General features: G+C 58.5%; 20 protein-coding genes and 1 pseudogene. 8 read left to right on the plus strand and 13 right to left on the minus strand.

Features of this window, described 5'->3' with window-relative positions:
• Positions 1–2: 2 nt before the first annotated feature.
• The gene (locus HCK03_RS14715) at positions 3–1,172 is read right to left on the minus strand and encodes a pyridoxal phosphate-dependent aminotransferase (RefSeq protein WP_076948051.1); all 1,170 of its coding nucleotides are present in this window, start codon (positions 1,170–1,172) and stop codon (positions 3–5) included.
• Between the two features lie 144 nt (positions 1,173–1,316).
• Positions 1,317–1,940 carry an isochorismate family cysteine hydrolase YcaC gene (gene ycaC / locus HCK03_RS14720; RefSeq protein ID WP_143716815.1) on the minus strand — a complete coding sequence of 208 codons (624 nt, stop codon included), beginning with the start codon at positions 1,938–1,940 and terminating at the stop codon, positions 1,317–1,319.
• 189 nt (positions 1,941–2,129) lie between these two features.
• On the opposite strand from ycaC, the gene HCK03_RS14725 reads away from it, so the two are divergent.
• Complete coding sequence (locus HCK03_RS14725) at positions 2,130–3,026, plus strand: LysR family transcriptional regulator (protein ID WP_167691810.1); 897 nt, start codon at positions 2,130–2,132, stop codon at positions 3,024–3,026.
• Here HCK03_RS14725 and HCK03_RS14730 read toward each other — a convergent pair.
• Entirely contained in the window at positions 2,965–4,473 is a 1,509-nt protein-coding gene (locus HCK03_RS14730; protein WP_148249810.1) for a carboxylesterase/lipase family protein, read from the minus strand. The two genes, HCK03_RS14725 and HCK03_RS14730, sit on opposite strands and share 62 nt — an antisense overlap.
• Before the next feature lie 42 nt (positions 4,474–4,515).
• Complete coding sequence (gene hglS, locus HCK03_RS14735) at positions 4,516–5,859, minus strand: 2-oxoadipate dioxygenase/decarboxylase HglS (RefSeq protein WP_041145327.1); 1,344 nt, start codon at positions 5,857–5,859, stop codon at positions 4,516–4,518.
• 242 nt (positions 5,860–6,101) lie between these two features.
• Between hglS and pcaH the strand changes: the two genes are divergently transcribed.
• The 3 genes from pcaH (at position 6,102) to HCK03_RS14750 (ending at position 8,555) form a co-directional block, all read left to right on the plus strand.
• The gene (pcaH, locus tag HCK03_RS14740; protein ID WP_167691811.1) at positions 6,102–6,842 is read left to right on the plus strand and encodes a protocatechuate 3,4-dioxygenase subunit beta; all 741 of its coding nucleotides are present in this window, start codon (positions 6,102–6,104) and stop codon (positions 6,840–6,842) included.
• The gene (gene pcaG / locus HCK03_RS14745) at positions 6,839–7,459 is read left to right on the plus strand and encodes a protocatechuate 3,4-dioxygenase subunit alpha (RefSeq protein ID WP_041145325.1); all 621 of its coding nucleotides are present in this window, start codon (positions 6,839–6,841) and stop codon (positions 7,457–7,459) included. Before pcaH ends, pcaG begins: the two co-directional genes overlap by 4 nt.
• 172 nt (positions 7,460–7,631) lie before the next feature.
• Positions 7,632–8,555 carry a LysR substrate-binding domain-containing protein gene (locus HCK03_RS14750; protein ID WP_041145324.1) on the plus strand — a complete coding sequence of 308 codons (924 nt, stop codon included), beginning with the start codon at positions 7,632–7,634 and terminating at the stop codon, positions 8,553–8,555.
• A gap of 3 nt (positions 8,556–8,558) precedes the next feature.
• Here HCK03_RS14750 and HCK03_RS14755 read toward each other — a convergent pair whose 3' ends face one another.
• Entirely contained in the window at positions 8,559–8,879 is a 321-nt protein-coding gene (locus HCK03_RS14755) for a hypothetical protein (protein WP_041145323.1), read from the minus strand.
• A gap of 38 nt (positions 8,880–8,917) precedes the next feature.
• Between HCK03_RS14755 and HCK03_RS14760 the strand changes: the two genes are divergently transcribed.
• Positions 8,918–11,290, plus strand: a complete 2,373-nt coding sequence (locus tag HCK03_RS14760; RefSeq protein ID WP_041145322.1) for a membrane-bound PQQ-dependent dehydrogenase, glucose/quinate/shikimate family — start codon at positions 8,918–8,920, stop codon at positions 11,288–11,290.
• A gap of 115 nt (positions 11,291–11,405) precedes the next feature.
• Here the strand turns inward: HCK03_RS14760 and HCK03_RS14765 are convergent, their stop codons facing one another.
• The 4 genes from HCK03_RS14765 to cybB all read right to left on the minus strand — a co-directional run bounded on the left by HCK03_RS14765 (position 11,406) and on the right by cybB (position 14,039).
• Positions 11,406–12,524 carry an S-(hydroxymethyl)glutathione dehydrogenase/class III alcohol dehydrogenase gene (locus HCK03_RS14765; RefSeq protein WP_041145321.1) on the minus strand — a complete coding sequence of 373 codons (1,119 nt, stop codon included), beginning with the start codon at positions 12,522–12,524 and terminating at the stop codon, positions 11,406–11,408.
• Between the two features lie 24 nt (positions 12,525–12,548).
• Entirely contained in the window at positions 12,549–12,824 is a 276-nt protein-coding gene (locus HCK03_RS14770) for a metal/formaldehyde-sensitive transcriptional repressor (protein WP_041147608.1), read from the minus strand.
• A 104-nt stretch (positions 12,825–12,928) separates the two neighbouring features.
• Positions 12,929–13,402, minus strand: a complete 474-nt coding sequence (locus HCK03_RS14775) for a GNAT family N-acetyltransferase (protein ID WP_041145320.1) — start codon at positions 13,400–13,402, stop codon at positions 12,929–12,931.
• A gap of 109 nt (positions 13,403–13,511) precedes the next feature.
• A complete protein-coding gene (gene cybB / locus HCK03_RS14780; protein ID WP_041145319.1) occupies positions 13,512–14,039 on the minus strand; it encodes a cytochrome b561 in 528 nt (175 codons plus the stop codon).
• Between the two features lie 230 nt (positions 14,040–14,269).
• On the opposite strand from cybB, the pseudogene HCK03_RS26550 reads away from it, so the two are divergent.
• The 3 genes and pseudogenes from HCK03_RS26550 to HCK03_RS14790 all read left to right on the plus strand — a co-directional run.
• Positions 14,270–14,332 (plus strand): annotated as a pseudogene (locus HCK03_RS26550) (hypothetical protein); the annotation flags it as partial.
• Positions 14,333–14,379: 47 nt separating this feature from the next.
• Positions 14,380–14,724, plus strand: a complete 345-nt coding sequence (locus tag HCK03_RS14785) for an SOS response-associated peptidase family protein (protein ID WP_071844917.1) — start codon at positions 14,380–14,382, stop codon at positions 14,722–14,724.
• 142 nt (positions 14,725–14,866) lie between these two features.
• Positions 14,867–15,385, plus strand: a complete 519-nt coding sequence (locus tag HCK03_RS14790) for a DinB family protein (RefSeq protein WP_227503234.1) — start codon at positions 14,867–14,869, stop codon at positions 15,383–15,385.
• A gap of 131 nt (positions 15,386–15,516) precedes the next feature.
• On the opposite strand, the gene HCK03_RS14795 is transcribed toward HCK03_RS14790, so the two are convergent.
• From HCK03_RS14795 to HCK03_RS14810, 4 genes are read right to left on the minus strand one after another with little or no spacing between them, the layout of a single operon-like run.
• Positions 15,517–16,161, minus strand: a complete 645-nt coding sequence (locus HCK03_RS14795) for an ABC-type transport auxiliary lipoprotein family protein (RefSeq protein ID WP_041145317.1) — start codon at positions 16,159–16,161, stop codon at positions 15,517–15,519.
• Positions 16,161–17,099 (minus strand): MlaD family protein, encoded by a 939-nt coding sequence (locus HCK03_RS14800; RefSeq protein WP_041145316.1) that lies wholly within the window; start codon positions 17,097–17,099, stop codon positions 16,161–16,163. Before HCK03_RS14800 ends, HCK03_RS14795 begins: the two co-directional genes overlap by 1 nt.
• A gap of 3 nt (positions 17,100–17,102) precedes the next feature.
• Positions 17,103–17,903, minus strand: a complete 801-nt coding sequence (locus HCK03_RS14805) for an ABC transporter ATP-binding protein (protein ID WP_115192883.1) — start codon at positions 17,901–17,903, stop codon at positions 17,103–17,105.
• Positions 17,897–19,042: an MlaE family ABC transporter permease gene (locus HCK03_RS14810; RefSeq protein ID WP_167691812.1), complete on the minus strand. Its 1,146-nt coding sequence runs from the start codon at positions 19,040–19,042 to the stop codon at positions 17,897–17,899. Before HCK03_RS14810 ends, HCK03_RS14805 begins: the two co-directional genes overlap by 7 nt.
• Positions 19,043–19,252: the final 210 nt, after the last annotated feature.

Genomic DNA, 19,252 nt, shown 5'->3' on the forward strand with positions numbered 1-19,252 from the left:
CCTCAACGCGGCTTAACGTGACACAGCGCCTGCGCGCCGGCCCGTAACGTGGCTTCATCTTTAGCAAAAGAGAGACGTATCAGTTTGTTATCAGTACCATCCGCGTAAAACGCCGACAGTGGAATAGTGGCGACGCCGTAGTCGACGATCAGCCTCTTCACCATTTCGCTGTCGCTTTCGTCGCTGAAATGGCTGTAGTCCGCCAGCATGAAGAAGGAGCCGGCGCTCGGCAACAGGCGGAACGGCGAATCCGCCAGCTGCTGGCGCAGCAGATCGCGCTTTTGCTGATAAAACGGCGCCAGTCCCAGCCAGGATTGCGGGTCGGTCATCTGCTCAGCAAACGCGTACTGCATTGGCGTATCGGCCGAAAACATCAGAAACTGATGCACCTTGCAGATTTCCTCCATCAGCGCCGCCGGCGCAACGCAGTAGCCTACCCGCCAGCCGGTCACGTGGTAGGTTTTACCGAAGGAAGAGACGATCACGCTGCGCTCTGCCAGCTGCGGATGGGTGGCCATCCCGTGGTGCTGCGCCCCGTCGAAGACCACGTGCTCATACACCTCGTCCGACAAAATAACGATATCGGTATTGCGGGTCAGCGCCGCCAGGCGGGCTAAATCGTCGGCGGAGAGCACCTGGCCGCTGGGGTTGTGCGGCGTATTGATAACGATCATCCGCGTCCGCGGCGTGATGGCGGCGGCGACTTCGTCCCAGTTGATGGCGAAATCGGGCACCGTCAGCTTGATCGCCACCGGCGTGGCGCCCTGCAGGCGCACGATCGGCCCGTAGCTGTCGAACGCCGGTTCGAAATAGATAACCTCATCGCCGGGATGCACCAGCCCACCGATGGCCGAGTAGAGCCCCTGGCTGGCGCTGGCGGTAATCAGCACTTCGTCGTCAACGTCGTAGCGGGTGCCGTAGAGCGCGGCGATTTTCTCGGCGATACGCTCTTTCAGCACGCGCAGCCCGGTCATCGGCGCATACTGGTTATGCCCTTCGGCCATCGCCCGCGTCACCCCCTCAACCAACCGGGTATCACAGGCAAAATTGGGCGCGCCCTGAGAAAGGTTGATCGCATTATGCTGCGCGGAGAGCTGGCCGATGACGCTAAAAATGGTCGTGCCGACATCGGGTAGTTTGGAGCGGGTGGTCACCGGAGAAGTGAGGCGCATGGTTAATCCTTTCTCATTATATTTGCATAACCATTCAATCTAAAGGGACCGGCGGCGACAAACGAAATGTTGTCATAGTAGCCATGAGCGCTGATCATGGCTGAGGGGAAAAGAGGGCCAGCCGCAGGCCGGCCGCGGCAGGAATTACTTGCTGGTTAAGGTGTTAAAGCTGGTCATCAGATTGCGATAGTCCGGGATGTGGTTCGAAAACAGCGTCCCCAGCCCTTCAACATCATTTCTCCAGTCGCGATGCAGCTCACAGGCTGCGCCAAACCACGACATCAGCTGCACGCCGGCCTGCGACATCCGATCCCATGCCGCATCGCGGGTAATCGGGTTAAAGGTCCCCGAGGCGTCGGTTATCACGAAGACATCGAATCCCTCTTCGATGGCCGACAGCGCCGGAAACGCCACGCACACCTCGGTGACCACCCCGGCAATAATCAGCTGCTTCTTGCCGGTCGCCTTTACCGCCTTAACGAAATCTTCGTTATCCCAGGCGTTAATGTTCCCCGGTCGGGCGATATAGGGCGCATCCGGAAACTGCGCCTTCAGCTCGGGTATCAGCGGACCGTTGGGGCCATTTTCAAAGCTGGTAGTCAGGATGGTTGGCAGGCCGAAGTACTTAGCCATGTCGCCAAGGGCAAGGACGTTGTTCTTGAATTTATCGGGGTCGATATCGCGTACCAGCGACAGCAGCCCGGCCTGATGATCGACCAGCAGCACGGCTGCATCACTCTTATCCAGACGAACGTAGGGTTTAGCCATGACCTTTTCCTCATATCAACAACGGGTGATCCCACCGGAACGGGCGCTCCGGCAGCTGTTTTTGCAATAGGGCTGATAATAGTTTAAGCGCGGGCCGCTGATTAGTCGGTGAAAGTGCAACGCATTGTCCCATTCCCGGAACGAAGCGTGGCATACTGCCTATGATCAAAATGCATAGCTGGAGACGACATGTCGCGGAGCGCCCTGCCTTTTAATACCGTCGAGACCTTTCTGGTGACCGCCAGACACCTCAACCTGACCCACGCCGCGCGCGAGCTGTGCCTGACCCAGGGCGCGGTGAGCCGCCAGATTGCCGCGCTGGAAGGTTGGTTCGGTTTCCCGCTGTTTGAACGCCACGCGCGCGGGCTGCGCCTGTCGCCTCAGGGCAGCGCCCTCTATCCGGAGCTCCAGTCGGCGTTTGGCCGCCTGGTCACCGTCGCCGAGCAGGCGCGTCAGCAGCAAACGGTGGTGCGCCTGAAGGCGCCAACCTGCGCCATCCGCTGGCTGGTGCCAAAGCTGGTGGCGATAGAACAGCGCCACCCGGAGCTGCAGATAGCCCTGACCACCACCACCGAACACAGCGTTAACTTCAAAACCGAGCCCTACGACGCGGCGATCGTTTTCGGCACCCATCACAGCGCCGGCGATCTGCTGTTCGAAGAGGCGCTGACGCCGGTCATTAGCGGCAGTACGCCCTGCGACGCCCGCCTCGACGGCGTGACGTTTTTACATCCGACGCGGGATAAAACCGACTGGTCGCTGTGGCTGACGCACTTCTCCCCCGATGCGCCGCTGACGATGCGCAAAAACCAGCACTTCGATACCATGGATCTGGCGATCACCGCCGCCATGCAGGGGCTGGGGATCGCCATCGCCGATGCGACGCTGGTGGCGGAAGATCTGCGGGTTGGCCGCCTGGTGCGTCCTTTTACCCTGAGCGTGAAAACCGGCGCCAGCTACCGCCTGCTGGTGCGGGCATCGCAGAGCAAAGCCGATGGCCTGGCGCGGTTTCGCGAGGAGCTGGTTAATCCAGCGTCACGTGATGGCGCATCACCCGGCGGAACAGCGCCAGCCGCGCGCGCATAAAGCGGTTCTCCAGCTTAAACCCCACCCGTTTATGCAGCCCGATACGCAGCAGCCGATCGCGACCGCGCCGGCAGGCCAGCCAGCGCACCGGACCCGGCAGCTCGCTGCAGCCGCTGCCGGCGAGGCGGGCGAAGCTGGCCCAGTAGTCGGCTATCTGCCCGGCAAAGGCTTTATCGCCCTCATCGGCGTAGCCGCGCACCGGCTCGGCGAGCGCGAGGGTATCAAAGACGTAGGGAACCTCGTCCCCGTGCCACGCGCCGTGCGGATAGGCCTCATCCGCAGCCTGCGGAACGTAGTCGAACCAGTAGCGCCAGCAGGGCTGTCCGACCCGCTGCTGGGCCTGCATCACCACGTAGCCGAGGGTGGTGAACGCCATGTCCCGGCACACTTCGCGGCCGAGCGCCGCGTCGCCCTTCACGCCGGGATAGAGCAGCTTAATCAGGCCGAGGCCGAAGCGCCGCTCGCGGCGCAGCTTCTGGATCTGCCCGGCGATATCAACGCCGAAGACCGCCATTACGCTGGCCTCGTCGCTGTTCGAGCCGATCATCACCGGCATGGGATGCTGACGACCGGCGAAGAAGGTCTCCAGCATCGGCTGCGGCAGCACCGCATCGCCGACGATGGGCGCCGGGCCAACGCTCAGCGGCGCGGTCAGCGACCAGAAGGCGTCGGCGGGGATCGCCCGCAGCTGCTCGGCGCTGGCGTCCGGCAGCGAAAAATGCGCCGCCAGCAGCCGCCCTTTCTCCAGCGCCCTGGCGCGCGGAAGGTCCGGCAGCGTATAGCCGCTTTGGACGATCGCTTTATGGAATAGTCCTTTGGCCTTCGGCGAGACCATCAGCGACAGCACGCTGCGCGCGCCGGCCGATTCGCCAAACAGGGTGACGTTTGCCGCATCCCCGCCGAAGGCGTGAATGTTCTCCTGCACCCACTGCAGGGCGGCAATTTGATCGAGCAGCGCGAAGTTATATATCCGCTCGCCCTCCTCGCCCTCCAGCGCCGGGTGCGCGAAGAAGCCGAGATGCCCCAGCCGGTAGTTCACCGTCACCACCACGACGTCCCGGCCCGCCAGCGCCTGCCCGTCGTACGGCGGCAGGCTGCCGGCGCCGATGGTAAAGCCGCCGCCGTGCAGCCAGACCATCACCGGCAGCGGCTGGGTGCGGGCGGCTGGTGCCCAGACGTTGAGATAGAGGCAGTCTTCCGAGAAGCGCCCGGGATCGCCGCCCCCCAGCTCGCGACAGTACTCAATGTCCTGCCAACTGGCGGCGGAGAAGGCGTCGGCCCGGCGGACGCCCTGCCAGCGCGCCGGCGGGCGCGGGGCGCGCCAGCGCAGTTCGCCAACCGGCGGCGCGGCGAAGGGGATGCCGCGCCAGATGTGGATCCCCTGCTCGGCGATCCCGGATAACGTGCCCTGGCGGGTTTTCACCAGCGGCGTAGACGGATTCTGCATGACCTGCTTCCTTTTACGGTTTATGCCAGCAGAGTACCGGTTTCAGAGCAGACCGCAACGCCGTTTACTGCGTTCCTCCGCCTGCTGATAGAGCGCAAACTCGTCGAGCACCGGGCAGCCGAGGGCCGTTTCGAAGGCGTCGCGGCTGGCGTTGCCGTGGCTGCGGGCCTGCGTTTCGTTACCCAAATTAGACTGGAAAATCCCCGCCGCGCTCACCGGCAAAAAGTCTTCGTAAATAATCGGTTGGGCAATCAGCCAGCCGCGCTCGATCAGCGGCTGCGGATCGTCGCCGGGGCCGAAAGCCTGGCGATGGGCTTCTCCCGCTGGCGTCAGCCGATAGCGGAACCACGCCAGCCCCTGCTGGCGCAGCAGAAACTCGCTGTCCGGAAACTGGCTGAACACATCCTGCAGGTGGCGCTGATGATGGAGGTTGTCTTTACCCACTCCGGCCTCGTTCAGCAGGCGATCGTACAGCGCCCGCCCCTTCGGCGTCAGCGCGATCCCGCGCTGCTCGATTTCGCCAAAACGCGCGCTGTGGGTACCTTTATGCTCCCCGGCGAAGATAACCGGCTCCTCCAGCGCCTTAAAGCTGGTCTGGCGCAGCAGGATCGGCACCTCCCGGCGCGGCGGGCCTTCAATCAGCGCCTTCGGCACGATGCCGCACTCCGGCATCAGGGCCTGAACCCGGTCGATATCCAGCGTGCGCGGCGTCAGGTGATTGATATGGCAGCCCGGGAAGCAGACCACGTCGGCAATCAGCCGATGCTCGTTCTGCAGGGCGTGATAGGTTTCATCATCTACCGTAGCGTGGCTGTGCCAGCGGAAGGTCTCCAGCGCCTCGCGCACGAACTCCCGCGCTTCAGCGGGCGTGAAGGCGCCGCGCTCTTCGTACTGCGCAATCAGCTCCCGACAGCGCGGGGTAAAAATATCGCGCTTAGCCAGAATCTGCGCCGCCCGCTGACGCAGTTCGTCGCTGGCGATCAGCTCGAGGCGCAGCAGCGAGGTGAAGATACGGAACGGATTGCGCGCCAGGGCGGCGTCGTCAACGGGACGAAAGGCGGTGGAATGGACCGGCACTCCGGCCTGGGAGAGATCGTAATAGCTCACGGGGTACATCCCCATGATGGCAAACATGCGGCGCAGCGTCGCCAGCTCTTCGGCGGTGCCGACGCGGATCGCGCCGTGGCGCTCAACGTTCAGCCGGGCCAGCTCATCGGCGTTCGCCAGCTGCTCATGCAGCCTGGGGTTGTTCTCCAGCACCGCCAGATTGACGTCCGCGACCAGCTCGAGGAGCGTCCCGTACTGCGGAACTTCCTGCTGATACATCGCCGACATAGCCTGTGAAAATTGTTCCCGAATCTCATCAGCCGTGATGGTGTTCGCCATGATGTCTTACCTCCAGTGAATACTTCCTGGAGTGTAGAGAAGGCCTCCCGCGCCAGCAGGAAGAATTTACAAACTGTGATGCGGGTAACCTGCCCCTGCCCTTTGTCCCGCGCGGGACATAACCCTGAGTTATGGAATAGACCCTTTAATTTCACTTTAAATTAACAAAACATTTACACACACTGTTTCTGGCGACATTAAAACAACAAGCCCTGTACCGAATAAAACGGAGTACGTACCCTATGAACGATAAATGGTCCCCGCGCGAGGTGGTTCATCGCGACTATAACAGCCATCCTCCCGCTTACGCCCCAGGCTACAAAACCAGCGTTCTGCGCTCGCCGCGCAATGCGCTGATCTCCCTGCAGAACTCGCTTTCTGAAATTACCGGTCCGGTGTTCAGCCACGATGACCTCGGGCCGCTGGATAACGACCTTATCCTTAACTACGCCAAAGAAGGCCTGCCGATCGGCGAGCGTATCATCGTCCACGGCTACGTTCGCGACGGCTTTGGCCGGCCGATGAAGAACACCCTGGTGGAGGTCTGGCAGGCCAACGCCGGCGGCCGCTACCGGCATAAAAAGGATAGCTATCTGGCGCCCATTGACCCCAACTTTGGCGGCTGTGGCCGGGTACTGACCGATGAAAACGGCTACTACTGTTTTCGCACCATCAAGCCGGGGCCCTACCCGTGGCGCAATCAGGTCAGCGACTGGCGTCCGGCGCATATTCACTTTTCCCTCTCCGGCGACGCGTGGGCGCAGCGCCTGATCACCCAGATGTATTTTGAAGGCGACCCGCTGATTAAGCAGTGCCCGATCGTCAAAACCATCAATAACGACGATGCCATTCGCACCTTGATTGCCGAGCTGGATACCCATGCCGCCGTGCCGCTGGATTGCCTGGCGTACCGCTTTGACCTGGTGCTGCGCGGCCACCGCGCGACGCTATTTGAAAACCGCACTCAGGGGGCCGCCCGATGAAAGACTATTTACCCGAAACCGCCTCACAAACCGCCGGCCCCTACGTTCATATCGGACTGGCGCCGGATGCCGCGGGCTTCCACATTTTCGAGAATAACTTTGGCCCGCGGCTCACCGCTGCGGATACCGAAGGTGAGCGTATTACCATTGAGGGGCGGGTTATTGACGGCTCCGGCACGCCGGTGCGCGACGTGCTGCTGGAGATCTGGCAGGCCAACGCCGCCGGGCGCTACGCGCACCCCGACGACCGGCAGGCCAGCAAACAGCGCGATCCGGCGTTTCGCGGCTGGGGCCGCAGCTGCTCCGACTTCGACACCGGGATCTGGCGCTTTGAAACCATCAAGCCGGGCGCGGTTGTCGGCCGCGACGGCCGAATGATGGCGCCGCACGTCAACCTGTGGGTGGTGGCGCGGGGGATTAACATTGGCCTGAATACGCGGATGTACTTTGCCGACGAAGAGGAGGCCAACCGGGCCGATCCGGTGCTCAATCTGATCGAGTGGGAGGTTCGCCGTCAGACGCTGATTGCCCGGCGCGAAGTACGCGGCGGCGAAATTGTCTATCGGTTCGATATTCATCTGCAGGGCGAGAACGAAACCGTCTTTTTCGATCTTTGAGACCCTTGCGCCCCCGGCATGCCCCGGTTCTCCCCGGGGCATCGGCTTTTTGGCGTCAGGTAAAATTATTTGTAATATAACAAGAGTAAATGTTAATAATATTTTGCCATTGGGTTATCAAATTTAAACAATATCGCTTGTCACTCATACCGCTCTGTTTTTAGTATCAATTATGGAAAAAAACGCTCTCTTTAGTCAGCGCATTCGCTTGCGCCATCTACACACCTTCGTGGCCGTCGCTCAACAGGGAACGCTGGGGCGCGCGGCTGAAACACTTAATCTTAGTCAACCCGCTTTATCAAAAACGCTCAACGAGCTGGAGCAGCTGACCGGAACGCGGCTTTTTGAGCGCGGGCGGCTGGGCGCGCAGCTGACGCTGGTTGGGGAGCAGTTTCTCACCCACGCGGTAAAGGTCCTCGACGCGCTCAATACCGCGGGTCAGGCGCTCAACCGCAAAGAGGGAATGAACCCCGACGTGGTGCGTATCGGCGCGCTGCCTACCGCCGCGCTCGGCATTTTGCCGACGGTAATCGGCCAGTTTCACCAGCAGCAGAAAGATATCACCCTGCAGGTCGCCACCATGAATAACACCATGCTGCTGGCGGGTCTGAAATCGGGGGAGATTGATATCGGTATTGGACGCATGTCCGACCCGGAGCTGATGAGCGGCCTCAACTATGAGCTGCTGTTTCTGGAGTCCCTGAAGCTGGTGGTTCGCCCAGGTCACCCGCTGCTGCAGGAGACGGTGACGCTCAGTCGGGTGATGGACTGGCCGGTCGTCGTTTCACCGAAGGGGACCATTCCCCGCCAGAATGCCGAAACGCTGCTGCAAAGCCAGGGATGTAAAATTCCCGCGGGCTGCATAGAAACGCTCTCGGCGTCGCTATCGCGCCAGCTGACCGTCGATTACGACTATATCTGGTTCGTCCCTTCCGGGGCGGTGAAGGACGATCTGCGGCGCGGCCTGCTCAGCTCGCTGCCGGTACCGACCCAGGGCGCCGGGGAACCGATCGGTATTCTGACCCGGGTTGATGCCACCCTCACCTCCGGCGCGCAGACCCTGCTCAGCGCGATTCGAAAATCGATGCCCGCCTGAGCCTCAATTCCGGACGGAGCGCCGCCCCTCGGCGCCTCTTCCGGGCAAACCTGCTCCCCTTCCGGCATCCGTAGCCTCCCGCCAGGCCCGGTTTGACTCCCGCCAGGCTCGGCGGCGCCCGAGGGCGGATAACGCCGCTTGCTTAGCAGCGTAATCAATTAGTGCGAAATTATTTATTAACAATTGCGCAAACTTCAGTAACAGATTTATCATTGCCACGATTTCACCATACGGTTCACATGAAATCAAAATTAGCGAAAAACCCTCTTTCATGAAGCCATTTATCGCTTCACTCAAAAGACACACATTTATTTTTTGATTCATTTGGTTCACACCTGAGAACGGGTGGTTAAGGAGACAACATGACAACGGGTCACGCGCCACGAGGATTCCCCCGGATCCTGAAGTGGCTTCTCGCCGGGCTGATGCTGATAATCGGCCTGGCCATCGGTATTCCTGGCATAAAGCTCGCCACGCTCGGCGGCAGCCTCTATTTCAGCCTGATGGGGCTGGCGATGGTTATCGCCTCCGTACTCATCTTCCGCAACCGTCGCAGCGGCATCCTGCTGTACGCGCTGGCGTTTGTCGCGTCCATTATTTGGGCCATCAGCGATGCCGGATGGACCTACTGGCCGCTGTTCTCGCGCCTGTTTGTCTTCGGCGCGCTGGCGCTTCTTTCGGCCCTCGTCTGGCCTTACTTGTCGGCTAAAGCGACCGCCAAAGGCCCGGCCTTTGGCCTCGCCGCAGCGCTGGCCGTGGTGCTGGCCGTCAGCTTCGGCTGGATGTTCAGGGCACAGCCGCTGGTGAGCGCCACCGAAGAGGTGCCGGTTAAGCCGGTTGCCGCCGGCGAACAGCAGAAAAACTGGGAGCACTGGGGCAATACCACCCACGGCGATCGCTTCGCCGCGCTGGATCAGATTAACAAGCACAACGTGAATCAGCTGCAGGTGGCGTGGGTCGCCCACACCGGGGATATTCCGCAGAGCAACGGCTCCGGCGCGGAAGACCAGAACACCCCGCTGCAAATCGGCGATACGCTGTATGTCTGCACCCCTTACAGCAAGGTGCTGGCGCTGGACGTTGATAGCGGCAAGGAAAAATGGCGCTACGATTCGAAAGCCACCGCGCCGAACTGGCAGCGCTGCCGCGGGCTCGGCTATTACGCGGACGGTGTGGCCCAGTCGGCCCCGGCGGCTGACGTTCAGCCGGCCGCCTGCTCCCGTCGTCTGTTCCTGCCGACAACCGACGCGCGCCTGATCGCCATCGACGCCGATAGCGGCAAACCCTGTGAAGCCTTTGGTGAACACGGCGTCGTCGATCTGAGCGTTGGGATGGGTGAAATCAAAGCGGGTTACTACCAGCAGACCTCGACGCCTCTGGTGGCGGGGAACGTGGTGGTGGTCGGCGGCCGCGTGGCGGATAACTTCTCCACCGGCGAGCCTCCGGGCGTGGTGCGCGCCTACGACGTCCACAGCGGCAAGCTGGCGTGGGCGTGGGATCCGGGTAACCCGAGCCTGACCGGTCTGCCGCCGGAGGGTCAAACCTACACGCGCGGTACGCCTAACGTCTGGTCAGCCATGTCTTATGATGCGAAGCTGAACCTCATTTATCTGCCGACCGGCAACGCCACGCCGGACTTCTTTGGCGGCGAGCGCACCGCGCTTGACGATAAGTACAGCTCGTCGATCGTCGCCGTCGATGCCACCACTGGCCGGGTACGCTGGCACTACCAGACGACCCATCACGATCTGTGGGACTTCGACCTGCCGTCGCAGCCGCTGCTGTACGACCTGCCGGATGGCAAAGGCGGGACCACCCCGGTGCTGGTACAGACCAGCAAGCAGGGCATGATCTTTATGCTCAACCGCGAAACCGGTGAGCCGGTTGCCAAAGTTGAGGAGCGTCCGGTTCCGCAGGGCAACGTGGCGGGCGAGCGCTATTCGCCAACCCAGCCCTACTCCGTCGGCATGCCGATGATCGGTAACGAAACGCTGAAAGAGTCCGATATGTGGGGCGCCACGCCGGTCGATCTGCTGATCTGCCGCATTGCCTTTAAATCCATGCGCCATGAAGGTATTTTCACCCCGCCGGGCGAAGATCGTTCATTGCAGTACCCGGGCTCGCTGGGCGGCATGAACTGGGGCAGCGTGTCGGTCGACCCGAATAACGGCCTGATGTTCGTCAACGATATGCGTCTCGGCCTGGCAAACTATATGGTGCCGCGCGCCAAAGTGGCAAAAGACGCCAGCGGGATTGAGATGGGTATCGTGCCGATGGAAGGTACGCCGTTTGGCGCAATGCGCGAACGCTTCCTGTCGCCGCTGGGCATTCCGTGCCAGAAACCGCCGTTCGGTACCATGTCGGCGGTGGATCTGAAAAGCGGGAAGCTGGTGTGGCAGGTGCCGGTCGGCACCGTTGAGGATACCGGCCCGCTGGGAATTCGGATGCATATGCCAATTCCAATCGGCATGCCGACCCTCGGCGCATCGCTCTCTACTCAGTCCGGCCTGCTGTTCTTCGCCGGTACCCAGGACTTCTACCTGCGGGCGTTTGATACCGCCAGCGGTAAGGAAATCTGGAAATCCCGTCTGCCGGTCGGCAGCCAGTCCGGTCCGATGACCTACGTTTCGCCGAAAACCGGCAAGCAGTACATCATCATTAATGCGGGGGGCGCGCGTCAGTCTCCGGATCGCGGCGACTATATCATCGCCTACGCGCTGCCTGACCAGCAGTAAGCGCGGCATCCTGTAAAAGTCATACCTGCCGGTGAAGCCACCGGCAGGTATTTTTTTGCCCAGGCGAAGCGCCTCGGCGTCGACGGTAGCAGGCCGCGATGCCTGCCAGCCGTGATTACTGGTCGCCGAAGTGAATAACGGTACGAATTGATTTACCTTCGTGCATCAGGTCAAACGCTTCGTTGATCTGATCCAGCGGCAGGCGATGGGTGATAAACGGATCGAGGCGAATTTTGCCCGCCATCGCGTCCTCAACCATGCCCGGCAGCTGAGTGCGCCCCTTCACGCCGCCGAATGCGGAACCGCGCCATACGCGACCGGTTACCAGCTGGAACGGCCGGGTTTTGATCTCCTGACCCGCACCGGCCACGCCGATAATCACGCTCTCGCCCCAGCCTTTATGGCAGCACTCCAGCGCCGAACGCATGACGTTGACGTTGCCGATACACTCAAAGCTGAAGTCCACGCCGCCGTCGGTAAGCTCAACGATGACGTCCTGTACCGGCTTTTCGTAATCACGCGGATTGATAAAGTCGGTCGCGCCCATCTCTTTGGCGAGGGTGAACTTATCCGGATTGGTATCGACCGCCAGAATGCGCCCGGCTTTCGCCTGTACCGCGCCCTGAATCACCGCCAGACCGATTCCACCGAGGCCAAATACCGCCACCGTATCGCCCTCTTTTACCTTCGCGGTGTTGTGAACGGCACCGATCCCGGTGGTCACGCCGCAGCCCAGCAGGCAAACTTTCTCCAGCGGCGCCTGAGGGTTAACTTTCGCCAGCGAAATCTCCGCACACACGGTGTATTCGCTGAAGGTGCTGGTGCCCATATAGTGATAAATCGGCTCGCCGTTATAGGAGAAACGGGTGGTGCCATCCGGCATCAGGCCTTTGCCCTGGGTGGCGCGAACCGCCTGGCAGAGGTTGGTTTTGCCGGATTTACAGAATTTGCACTCGCCGCACTCGGCGGTGTACAGCGGAATAACGTGGTCGCCCGGCTGCAGGCTGGTCACCCCTTCGCCGACTTCAACGACAATGCCGCCGCCTTCATGCCCCAGCACCGCCGGGAACACGCCTTCCGGATCGTCGCCGGAAAGGGTAAAGGCATCGGTATGGCAGACGCCGGTGTGGGTGATTTTGACCAGCACTTCGCCTTTTTTCGGCGGCGCGACGTCAATCTCAACGATCTTCAGCGGCTGGCCCGGGCCAAACGCGACTGCTGCACGTGATTTCATAAGGGTCTCTTCCTTCGTCGTGATTTATTTTAAGTAGGATCGTAGCAGATGGCCGACTTCCGCCATTCTTATCGCTCTCTGGTCGGGGGTGGTTTCGCCGCTTACCAGCTCATCCTGGAGATGAATTTCCACCATCTCCCCCATCAAACCGTTGGTTGCGCCGCGAATTGAGGCGATCTGCTGCAGGATTGTCATACAGGACTCGCCGGACTCCAGCGCGCGCTCAAGCGCCTCGACCTGCCCGCGAATACGGCGCACGCGGCTCAGCGCGCGTTTTTTGTCTTCAGGTGAATGTGGCACGGTGACGCCCTCCATATCATATAGGGGGGTATACTATATTTAATTACGCAAGCTGGCAAATTGAAACGCCGCTTTAACCGTAGCACAGCGGCGCCGTTTTGGACTCAGTTCAGCTCCAGCGCCATATCCACGCAGCGTAAATCGGCGTTAGCCAGCTTTGATGGCAGCCATTTTTCACCGAGCGCGACAAAGCCGTGGCGCAGATAGAAACCGGCGGCGTTGGGCGTGGCTTCCAGCGTGATCCGCGTCAGCCCCCGGCGGCGCGCCTCGGCGATTATCGCCGTCACGATGAGCCCGGCGTAGCCCTTACCGAAGCACTCCGGGCGGGTAAAAATCGCCTCCACGCTGCCGGCGCGCAGGTCGAGATAGCCGGTAGCGGCCGTTCGCCCGCCCTCCTCTTCAACCACGTAAAAGGGGTTGTCGCGCACCGCATGACGATAGCCTTCCGGCATCATCTCCGGCGTCCAGGCCCGCAGAACCTCAGCCTCATAGCTTTCACGACAGCCGTGGCGTATCGCCTGATTGCGGATCTCCCATAGCGTCGGCGCTTCGTCCGGCGCGGCAAGTCTGACTCTCATCTTCATTCCCCTTTTCCCGTGGATGCGATCAGATGTATCACAGTCTGCGGCAAAAGAGATAAAAAAACCCCGCACGAGGCGGGGTCTGAAGGTAGAGAGCCAACGGGCGCTAGCGCCTGCGCGGCATCATGCGCAGTAGCGTATTGTCTTTCCACAGATAGTGATGCATCAGCGCCGCCAGCGCATGCAGGCCAACGACAAAGTAGCCGATATTCGCCAGCAGGCTGTGTACGCCCTTCAGCGTGTCCACCAGCTCAAAATTACTTTGCGCCGCATAGGGCATCGTCAGACCAAACGCATACCACGGGTTACCGCGGTTATACATCATGACCATGCCGACGATCGGCAAGGCGATAAACAGCAGATAGATAACCAGATGCCCGAGGTGCGCGAAGCCGGTCATCATCGGCGATGGCTTCGGCACAATCGGCGGTGCGGGCGACTTCAGACGCACCAGCAGGCGCACCACCATCAGTACGCAGATGGAAATGCCGCAGGAGACGTGAATCATATTAATCAGCGGCCGGTCGCTGCGGGGGAAAAAGCCCCGTAGCTCCATGGCAGCATAGGCGCCAACCACTAATAAAAATACCAGCCAGTGGATGCCTATCTGCAGGCCGGAGTATTTATCGCGCATGGAAAACCCTTAACAAAACTGTGATGTCGACAACATAACGACCTTTTGTTAAAAATTCATTAACTTTTACGTAGTTAGAAAAAACAATCGCAACGAATCATGCATTTATTGGCAATACAAAGAGTTACAACGTCGCGCCCGGTACCAAAGTCCTGGTGCTGAGCGAACGCAATGAATAACTACACCTCGCTCCTGTTCACTGGGGATACGCGCCCAGGTGGTGGGATAAACCTGCGCTCATCAATGCCCGTGTAGAAACCGCAGCAACCAACCGGATGTTTAGGCCTCTCTGACAACATGGCGGGCGATCTGTTTTGCGGATGGCGGGTTTGAGTGGAGCATGAAGGTGACAAGAAACAGCCCTATTTCATCCACAGGAAAGACGGCAACCCCATCTTCATGGCTGCTGCCTTTCGAGCGCGGGGATGAAACTGAGGGATTTTTGATGGTGACCGCTGCCGCCGCTCAGGGGCTGGTCGATATCCACGACCGTCGGCCGCTCGTTATGGTTCCTGAAGCTGCGCGCGAATGGATGAGGCAGGATATCGGAGGGAAAGAGGCGGCGGAGATAATTGCAGCTGGTGCGGTACCAGCAGACCATTTCACAGGGCACCCTGTTTCCCGCGCGGTGGGTAACGTTAAGAATCTGGGGCAGGAATTGATTGAGGCTATCAAAAACCAATAGCTTTGATAATGTCCGGAATGTGCTGTGAGTTAAACCGATGGATGCAACACATTGACTAAAAGGGAACGGGTCAAAGTATCTTTATTGCGCTGCTAAATGCGCAACTATAATTAAAACGGTTGTTTTTTTAATGGATGAAATTATGAGTTCACTCAACATGCATTTCAACATTCTAGCCGGCTACAACGCCTGGGCGAATGAACGGTTATATTCCAGCGTTGGAAAGATTGGAGAAGATGCTTACCGTAAAAACTGCGGCGCTTTTTTTGGGTCTATCGAGGCGACGCTGAATCACCTGCTCGTGACGGACAGGATATGGAGGCATCGTTTAAACGCATTACCGGAAACAGGGTATCGGCTGGACCAGATACTGTTCGATAGTGATTTTCCCGGTCTGGAAACGGCGCGAAGAGAAGAAGATAAAAAGATCGTTGATTTTATCATCGGATTATCAGAAACCGATTTAGCTGGCATAGTCTTCTACCGGCGGGCTTCAACACCAGAACTTAAGCAGCAGGTAATCTGGTCTGCTCTGGCTCACTGGTTTAATCATCAAACCCATCACAGAGGGCAGGTCCATGCAATGTTGCACCGCGTATCCGAGGAAGCACCCGAACTGGACTTGCTGATATATCAAAGGCAGCTAAACGATAAATATTAAGTCGGTTAACTTCATCCAAAGTGAAAAACGCCGCCGCGTGAGCCGTCATCCGAATCCCTCAATGGTGAATCTACGTGACGGACACCACAACTTTGCTCTTACACCTTAACTTCGCTTAAGGCGTTTTATTTTCAAGGTGACCTCATCGCGCTGGTGTTTCCCAGCCAGCGAAGTATGTCTGCGGCCAGCCTGTCGCTGGCCAGGCCAAAGGCCTCGACAACCTCGCTCATCGAACTACCGCCTATGGGCTGGTGTATCACGAAACGCTGGCTGGCTATCACGCGACGATCGGATGTTTGCACCAGACGCGCGTCAAACTGAATCAGCACTTCGCCTTTTTTACCGCTATAGACCCCCTGGAATGATGATAAATCCCCCCCGAGTTCAAAATCAGCCTGCAAATTATCTTCATCACTGCTGACAGAAATGAAACGGCCATCAGTGCGCAATTCCTGCGTCAGACGATTACGAATCAATACGGGCACCGAATCACTCCAGCGCGCCCCGCTGTAGACTGTTATCTCAGCACCCTGAGGCTGAACCGCAATGCGTGAACTGTTGATAAACTGGCTGGTACCAGGCTGCATAACACGCAGCGATCGGTTTGTGGTTTGACCGCTGGCAGGCGCTCCCGGATGAGCGGGCAATAACCAAACCTGCGAAACAGGTCTTTGCGGCAACACCGTGCATGCGGCCAGCGGCAGACATACCAGCACAATCAGCAGCCTTAGCTTCTTGAGAGGTAAACAGGAAAGCCTAAGAGTAAAAACGGCCATTATGGGGTAAACTCCTTCATACGTTCAGGGCCTCTTAACAAGGCGGCTGGGTTTGCTTCCAGGCTGTTGATCGCTCCGCGTAAAGTGGCCAGGGTTTTGCGTAACTCAGTTAAGGCTGGCCCCAGTTCGTTAAATCCCTGAATGCCGTTGTTAAGTGAATGCTGATTATCGATGACGATCTGATTCAACAAACTGCTCGTCTTTTGCAATAGTGCCAGGGTATTGGCCGCATTATTAACCAGATCTTTCCCCTTACCGTCCAGCAGCACGTTTGCATTGCGCATCAGACGGTTGGTTTGCGCCAGCGTCTCGTTACTTTGTTTTGTCACTATCGCCAGTTGCTGCAGGATGGTACTGATATCTTCACGCTGACCGGCCACGGTATCAGTAATTTTTTCCAGGTTGTCTAACGTTTTGACTATTCGCTGCTGATTTTCCGTAGTGAGGACCTGATTTAAGCGTAACAGGACCTCATTAACGTTGGTCATTACATCTTCGCCATTTGTAAGCAACTGGTTCAGCGGAGAAGGGGTGGCAATGATTACTGGGATCCTCTCGTTATCTCCCTCCAGCACTGGGCTGGTTTCACTTCCACCGCTAAGCTGAATAATTGATGTCCCGGTAATACCGGCCATAGCCAGCCGTGCCTGGGTATCCTGACGAACGGGCGTAGAGGCCTCAACTCTGATCCGGGCCCAAACCTTACCGGGGTTATCCCTGTCCAGACGAAGCTGAACCACCTCACCGACCCTGATCCCGCTGAAATTAACCGTACTTCCCTGGGAAAGGCCGCTCACGGCTTCGCTAAATACGATATCGTACGTGTGGAACTGGCGATCTCTGTCAGACTTGCTCAGCCACAGGCTAAACAACAGTACCGCTGTGAAAATAATGAGAGTGAACAATCCAATGAGAACATGGTGAGCGCGAGTTTCCATTTTTTATTGCCTCTCTTGTAACGTCGCCAGGGTCTGCTGTGCTGCTCGCCCGCGTGGGCCGTGGAAATATTCCTGAATCCAGGGCTCCGGCGTTGCTGCCACCACGTCCAGTGAATCCACGACTAAAACTTTTTTTTGTGAAAGCACCGCTACCCTGTCGCAGATTGTATAAAGGGTATCCAGATCGTGGGTAACTAAAAATACGGTTAATCCCAGCGCATTGCGTAGCGTGGCAATGAGATTATCAAACGCGGCGGCGCCGATAGGGTCCAGCCCAGCGGTTGGCTCATCAAGGAACAGGATTTCCGGGTCCAAAGCCAGCGATCTCGCCAGTGCAGCGCGTTTCACCATGCCTCCTGACAGTGAGGATGGATATTTATCTCTGGCGCTGGCGGGCAAACCGGCCAGCGCGAGTTTAACCTGCGCCAGCTGCTCGGCGTTGCGGCGATCAAGCCCCGCGTACTCAATAAGCGGCAGGGCCACGTTCTCCGTGACCGTCAGCGAGCTGAACAATGCCCCTCGCTGAAACAGGACGCCAAAACGTCTTTCTAGCACGGAGCGGCGCACGCCGCTGAGTTCCGTGAGATTTTCACCAAAGACCTCAATTCGTCCGTCCGTCGGGCGACGAAGACCGACGATGCTACGCAGGAGCACTGACTTCCCGGTACCCGATCCGCCCACTACGCCCAGTATTTCGCCACGCCGCACGTCGAGGTCGAGGTCGACGTGTACACATTGCGGACCGAAGCAGTTACGCAGTTTACGAATGCGAATAATGGCATCCTGACTCATGTCTTTTACCATCCCATCTCCATGAAAAACAGTGCCGCAACCGCATCCAGCAGGATCACCACGAATATTGAATGCACAACGCTCGCGGTTGTATGCTCTCCCACCGATTCCGCGCTTCCGCTGACCTTAAACCCTTCAAGACAACCGATGACGGCAATCAGAAAAGCAAACACCGGCGCTTTAATCATTCCCACCCAAAAATGCTCAAGGCCGACGTTGTTCTGCATTATGGTTAAAAACATTGTCGGGGAGATATCCAGCGTTAAAGCACAAACCACAAGCCCACCCAAAATCCCGCTGATCATGCCGATGAAGGTCATCATTGGCAGCGCCACTAGCAGCGCCAGCACGCGTGGAAGCACCAGCAGTTCAACCGCATTTAGCCCCATTGCCTGGATAGCATCAATTTCTTCATTGGCCTTCATCAGGCCAATCTGTGCAGTGAAGGCACTGGCGGTTCGCCCGGCCATCAGTATTGCCGCCAGCAGCACGGCAAATTCGCGCAGGAATGAAAACGCCACCAGCTGAACGGTAAATATACTGGCGCCGAAAGTGGAGAGTACCGATGATCCCAGGAAAGCAATTACCGCGCCGACCATAAAGGTCAGCATCGCGATGATAGGCACGGCATTCAGGCCAATTTGCTGCAGATTAGCGACCAGTGAAGTCACCCGCCAGCGAGCAGGACGCAACAGGGTGGCAAAAAGTGCCTCCATCGTCAGCCCGATAAACCCGATGAGGGCAACCAGGTTCTGCCAGAAGCTTTCCACCGACTTACCGATGTTCGCCAATAGCTCGGTCACTATCCCCGGCTGATGCTGCGCAGGAGGCGCGACGTAATCCGCTAGTGCCGATCTGACTGTTTGCAGCAGGACACGACGCTCTATGGGAAGCGTTGGTGCAATACGTTCGAGCTCAAGTACCTTTTCTTCACCCATAAGCTTAACCAGCAGCGTGGCACCCGCGGTATCAAGTGTCCCTAACTGGCTCAGGTCGAAAATGGCGTTCGAAAGGAGTTGCGGCTGCAACGCCCTGACGGCAGGCTCCAGATGAGCATAATGCGCTAGCACCCAGTCACCGGAGGCAGTGATACGCGGAGGATTTACCGTCTTATCAATATTGAGCAATGTAGCGAGCGTCTGTTCAGTCATCATGAGGGCCTGTAATTACTCAATCTGTTCACGTGGCCTGAAGTCAAACCAGAAAAAAGATGTCATTACTCAAAACCTGTTGCCGGGTTGAAACAATGAACCCGCAGCATCCTTTTGAAAGTCGAAATCATAATAGGTCCCCAATAGTACGCCGAACGCCAGTTACTCAGGGTGCCTTTACAAAAATTTTATCAGGAAAAATAAATACCT

This window comes from Klebsiella terrigena, assembly GCF_012029655.1.
GTDB lineage: Bacteria > Pseudomonadota > Gammaproteobacteria > Enterobacterales > Enterobacteriaceae > Klebsiella > Klebsiella terrigena.

Bases quoted from the DNA above. Each gene is read 5' to 3' on its own strand.
- HCK03_RS14715 (WP_076948051.1), bottom strand. From the start codon at position 1,172: ATGCGCCTCACTTCTCCGGTGACCACCCGCTCCAAACTACCCGATGTC.
- ycaC (WP_143716815.1), bottom strand. From the start codon at position 1,940: ATGGCTAAACCCTACGTTCGTCTGGATAAGAGTGATGCAGCCGTGCTG.
- HCK03_RS14725 (WP_167691810.1), top strand. From the start codon at position 2,130: ATGTCGCGGAGCGCCCTGCCTTTTAATACCGTCGAGACCTTTCTGGTG.
- HCK03_RS14730 (WP_148249810.1), bottom strand. From the start codon at position 4,473: ATGCAGAATCCGTCTACGCCGCTGGTGAAAACCCGCCAGGGCACGTTA.
- hglS (WP_041145327.1), bottom strand. From the start codon at position 5,859: ATGGCGAACACCATCACGGCTGATGAGATTCGGGAACAATTTTCACAG.
- pcaH (WP_167691811.1), top strand. From the start codon at position 6,102: ATGAACGATAAATGGTCCCCGCGCGAGGTGGTTCATCGCGACTATAAC.
- pcaG (WP_041145325.1), top strand. From the start codon at position 6,839: ATGAAAGACTATTTACCCGAAACCGCCTCACAAACCGCCGGCCCCTAC.
- HCK03_RS14750 (WP_041145324.1), top strand. From the start codon at position 7,632: ATGGAAAAAAACGCTCTCTTTAGTCAGCGCATTCGCTTGCGCCATCTA.
- HCK03_RS14755 (WP_041145323.1), bottom strand. From the start codon at position 8,879: ATGAATCAAAAAATAAATGTGTGTCTTTTGAGTGAAGCGATAAATGGC.
- HCK03_RS14760 (WP_041145322.1), top strand. From the start codon at position 8,918: ATGACAACGGGTCACGCGCCACGAGGATTCCCCCGGATCCTGAAGTGG.
- HCK03_RS14765 (WP_041145321.1), bottom strand. From the start codon at position 12,524: ATGAAATCACGTGCAGCAGTCGCGTTTGGCCCGGGCCAGCCGCTGAAG.
- HCK03_RS14775 (WP_041145320.1), bottom strand. From the start codon at position 13,402: ATGAGAGTCAGACTTGCCGCGCCGGACGAAGCGCCGACGCTATGGGAG.
- cybB (WP_041145319.1), bottom strand. From the start codon at position 14,039: ATGCGCGATAAATACTCCGGCCTGCAGATAGGCATCCACTGGCTGGTA.
- HCK03_RS14785 (WP_071844917.1), top strand. From the start codon at position 14,380: ATGAAGGTGACAAGAAACAGCCCTATTTCATCCACAGGAAAGACGGCA.
- HCK03_RS14790 (WP_227503234.1), top strand. From the start codon at position 14,867: ATGAGTTCACTCAACATGCATTTCAACATTCTAGCCGGCTACAACGCC.
- HCK03_RS14795 (WP_041145317.1), bottom strand. From the start codon at position 16,161: ATGGCCGTTTTTACTCTTAGGCTTTCCTGTTTACCTCTCAAGAAGCTA.
- HCK03_RS14800 (WP_041145316.1), bottom strand. From the start codon at position 17,099: ATGGAAACTCGCGCTCACCATGTTCTCATTGGATTGTTCACTCTCATT.
- HCK03_RS14805 (WP_115192883.1), bottom strand. From the start codon at position 17,903: ATGGTAAAAGACATGAGTCAGGATGCCATTATTCGCATTCGTAAACTG.
- HCK03_RS14810 (WP_167691812.1), bottom strand. From the start codon at position 19,042: ATGACTGAACAGACGCTCGCTACATTGCTCAATATTGATAAGACGGTA.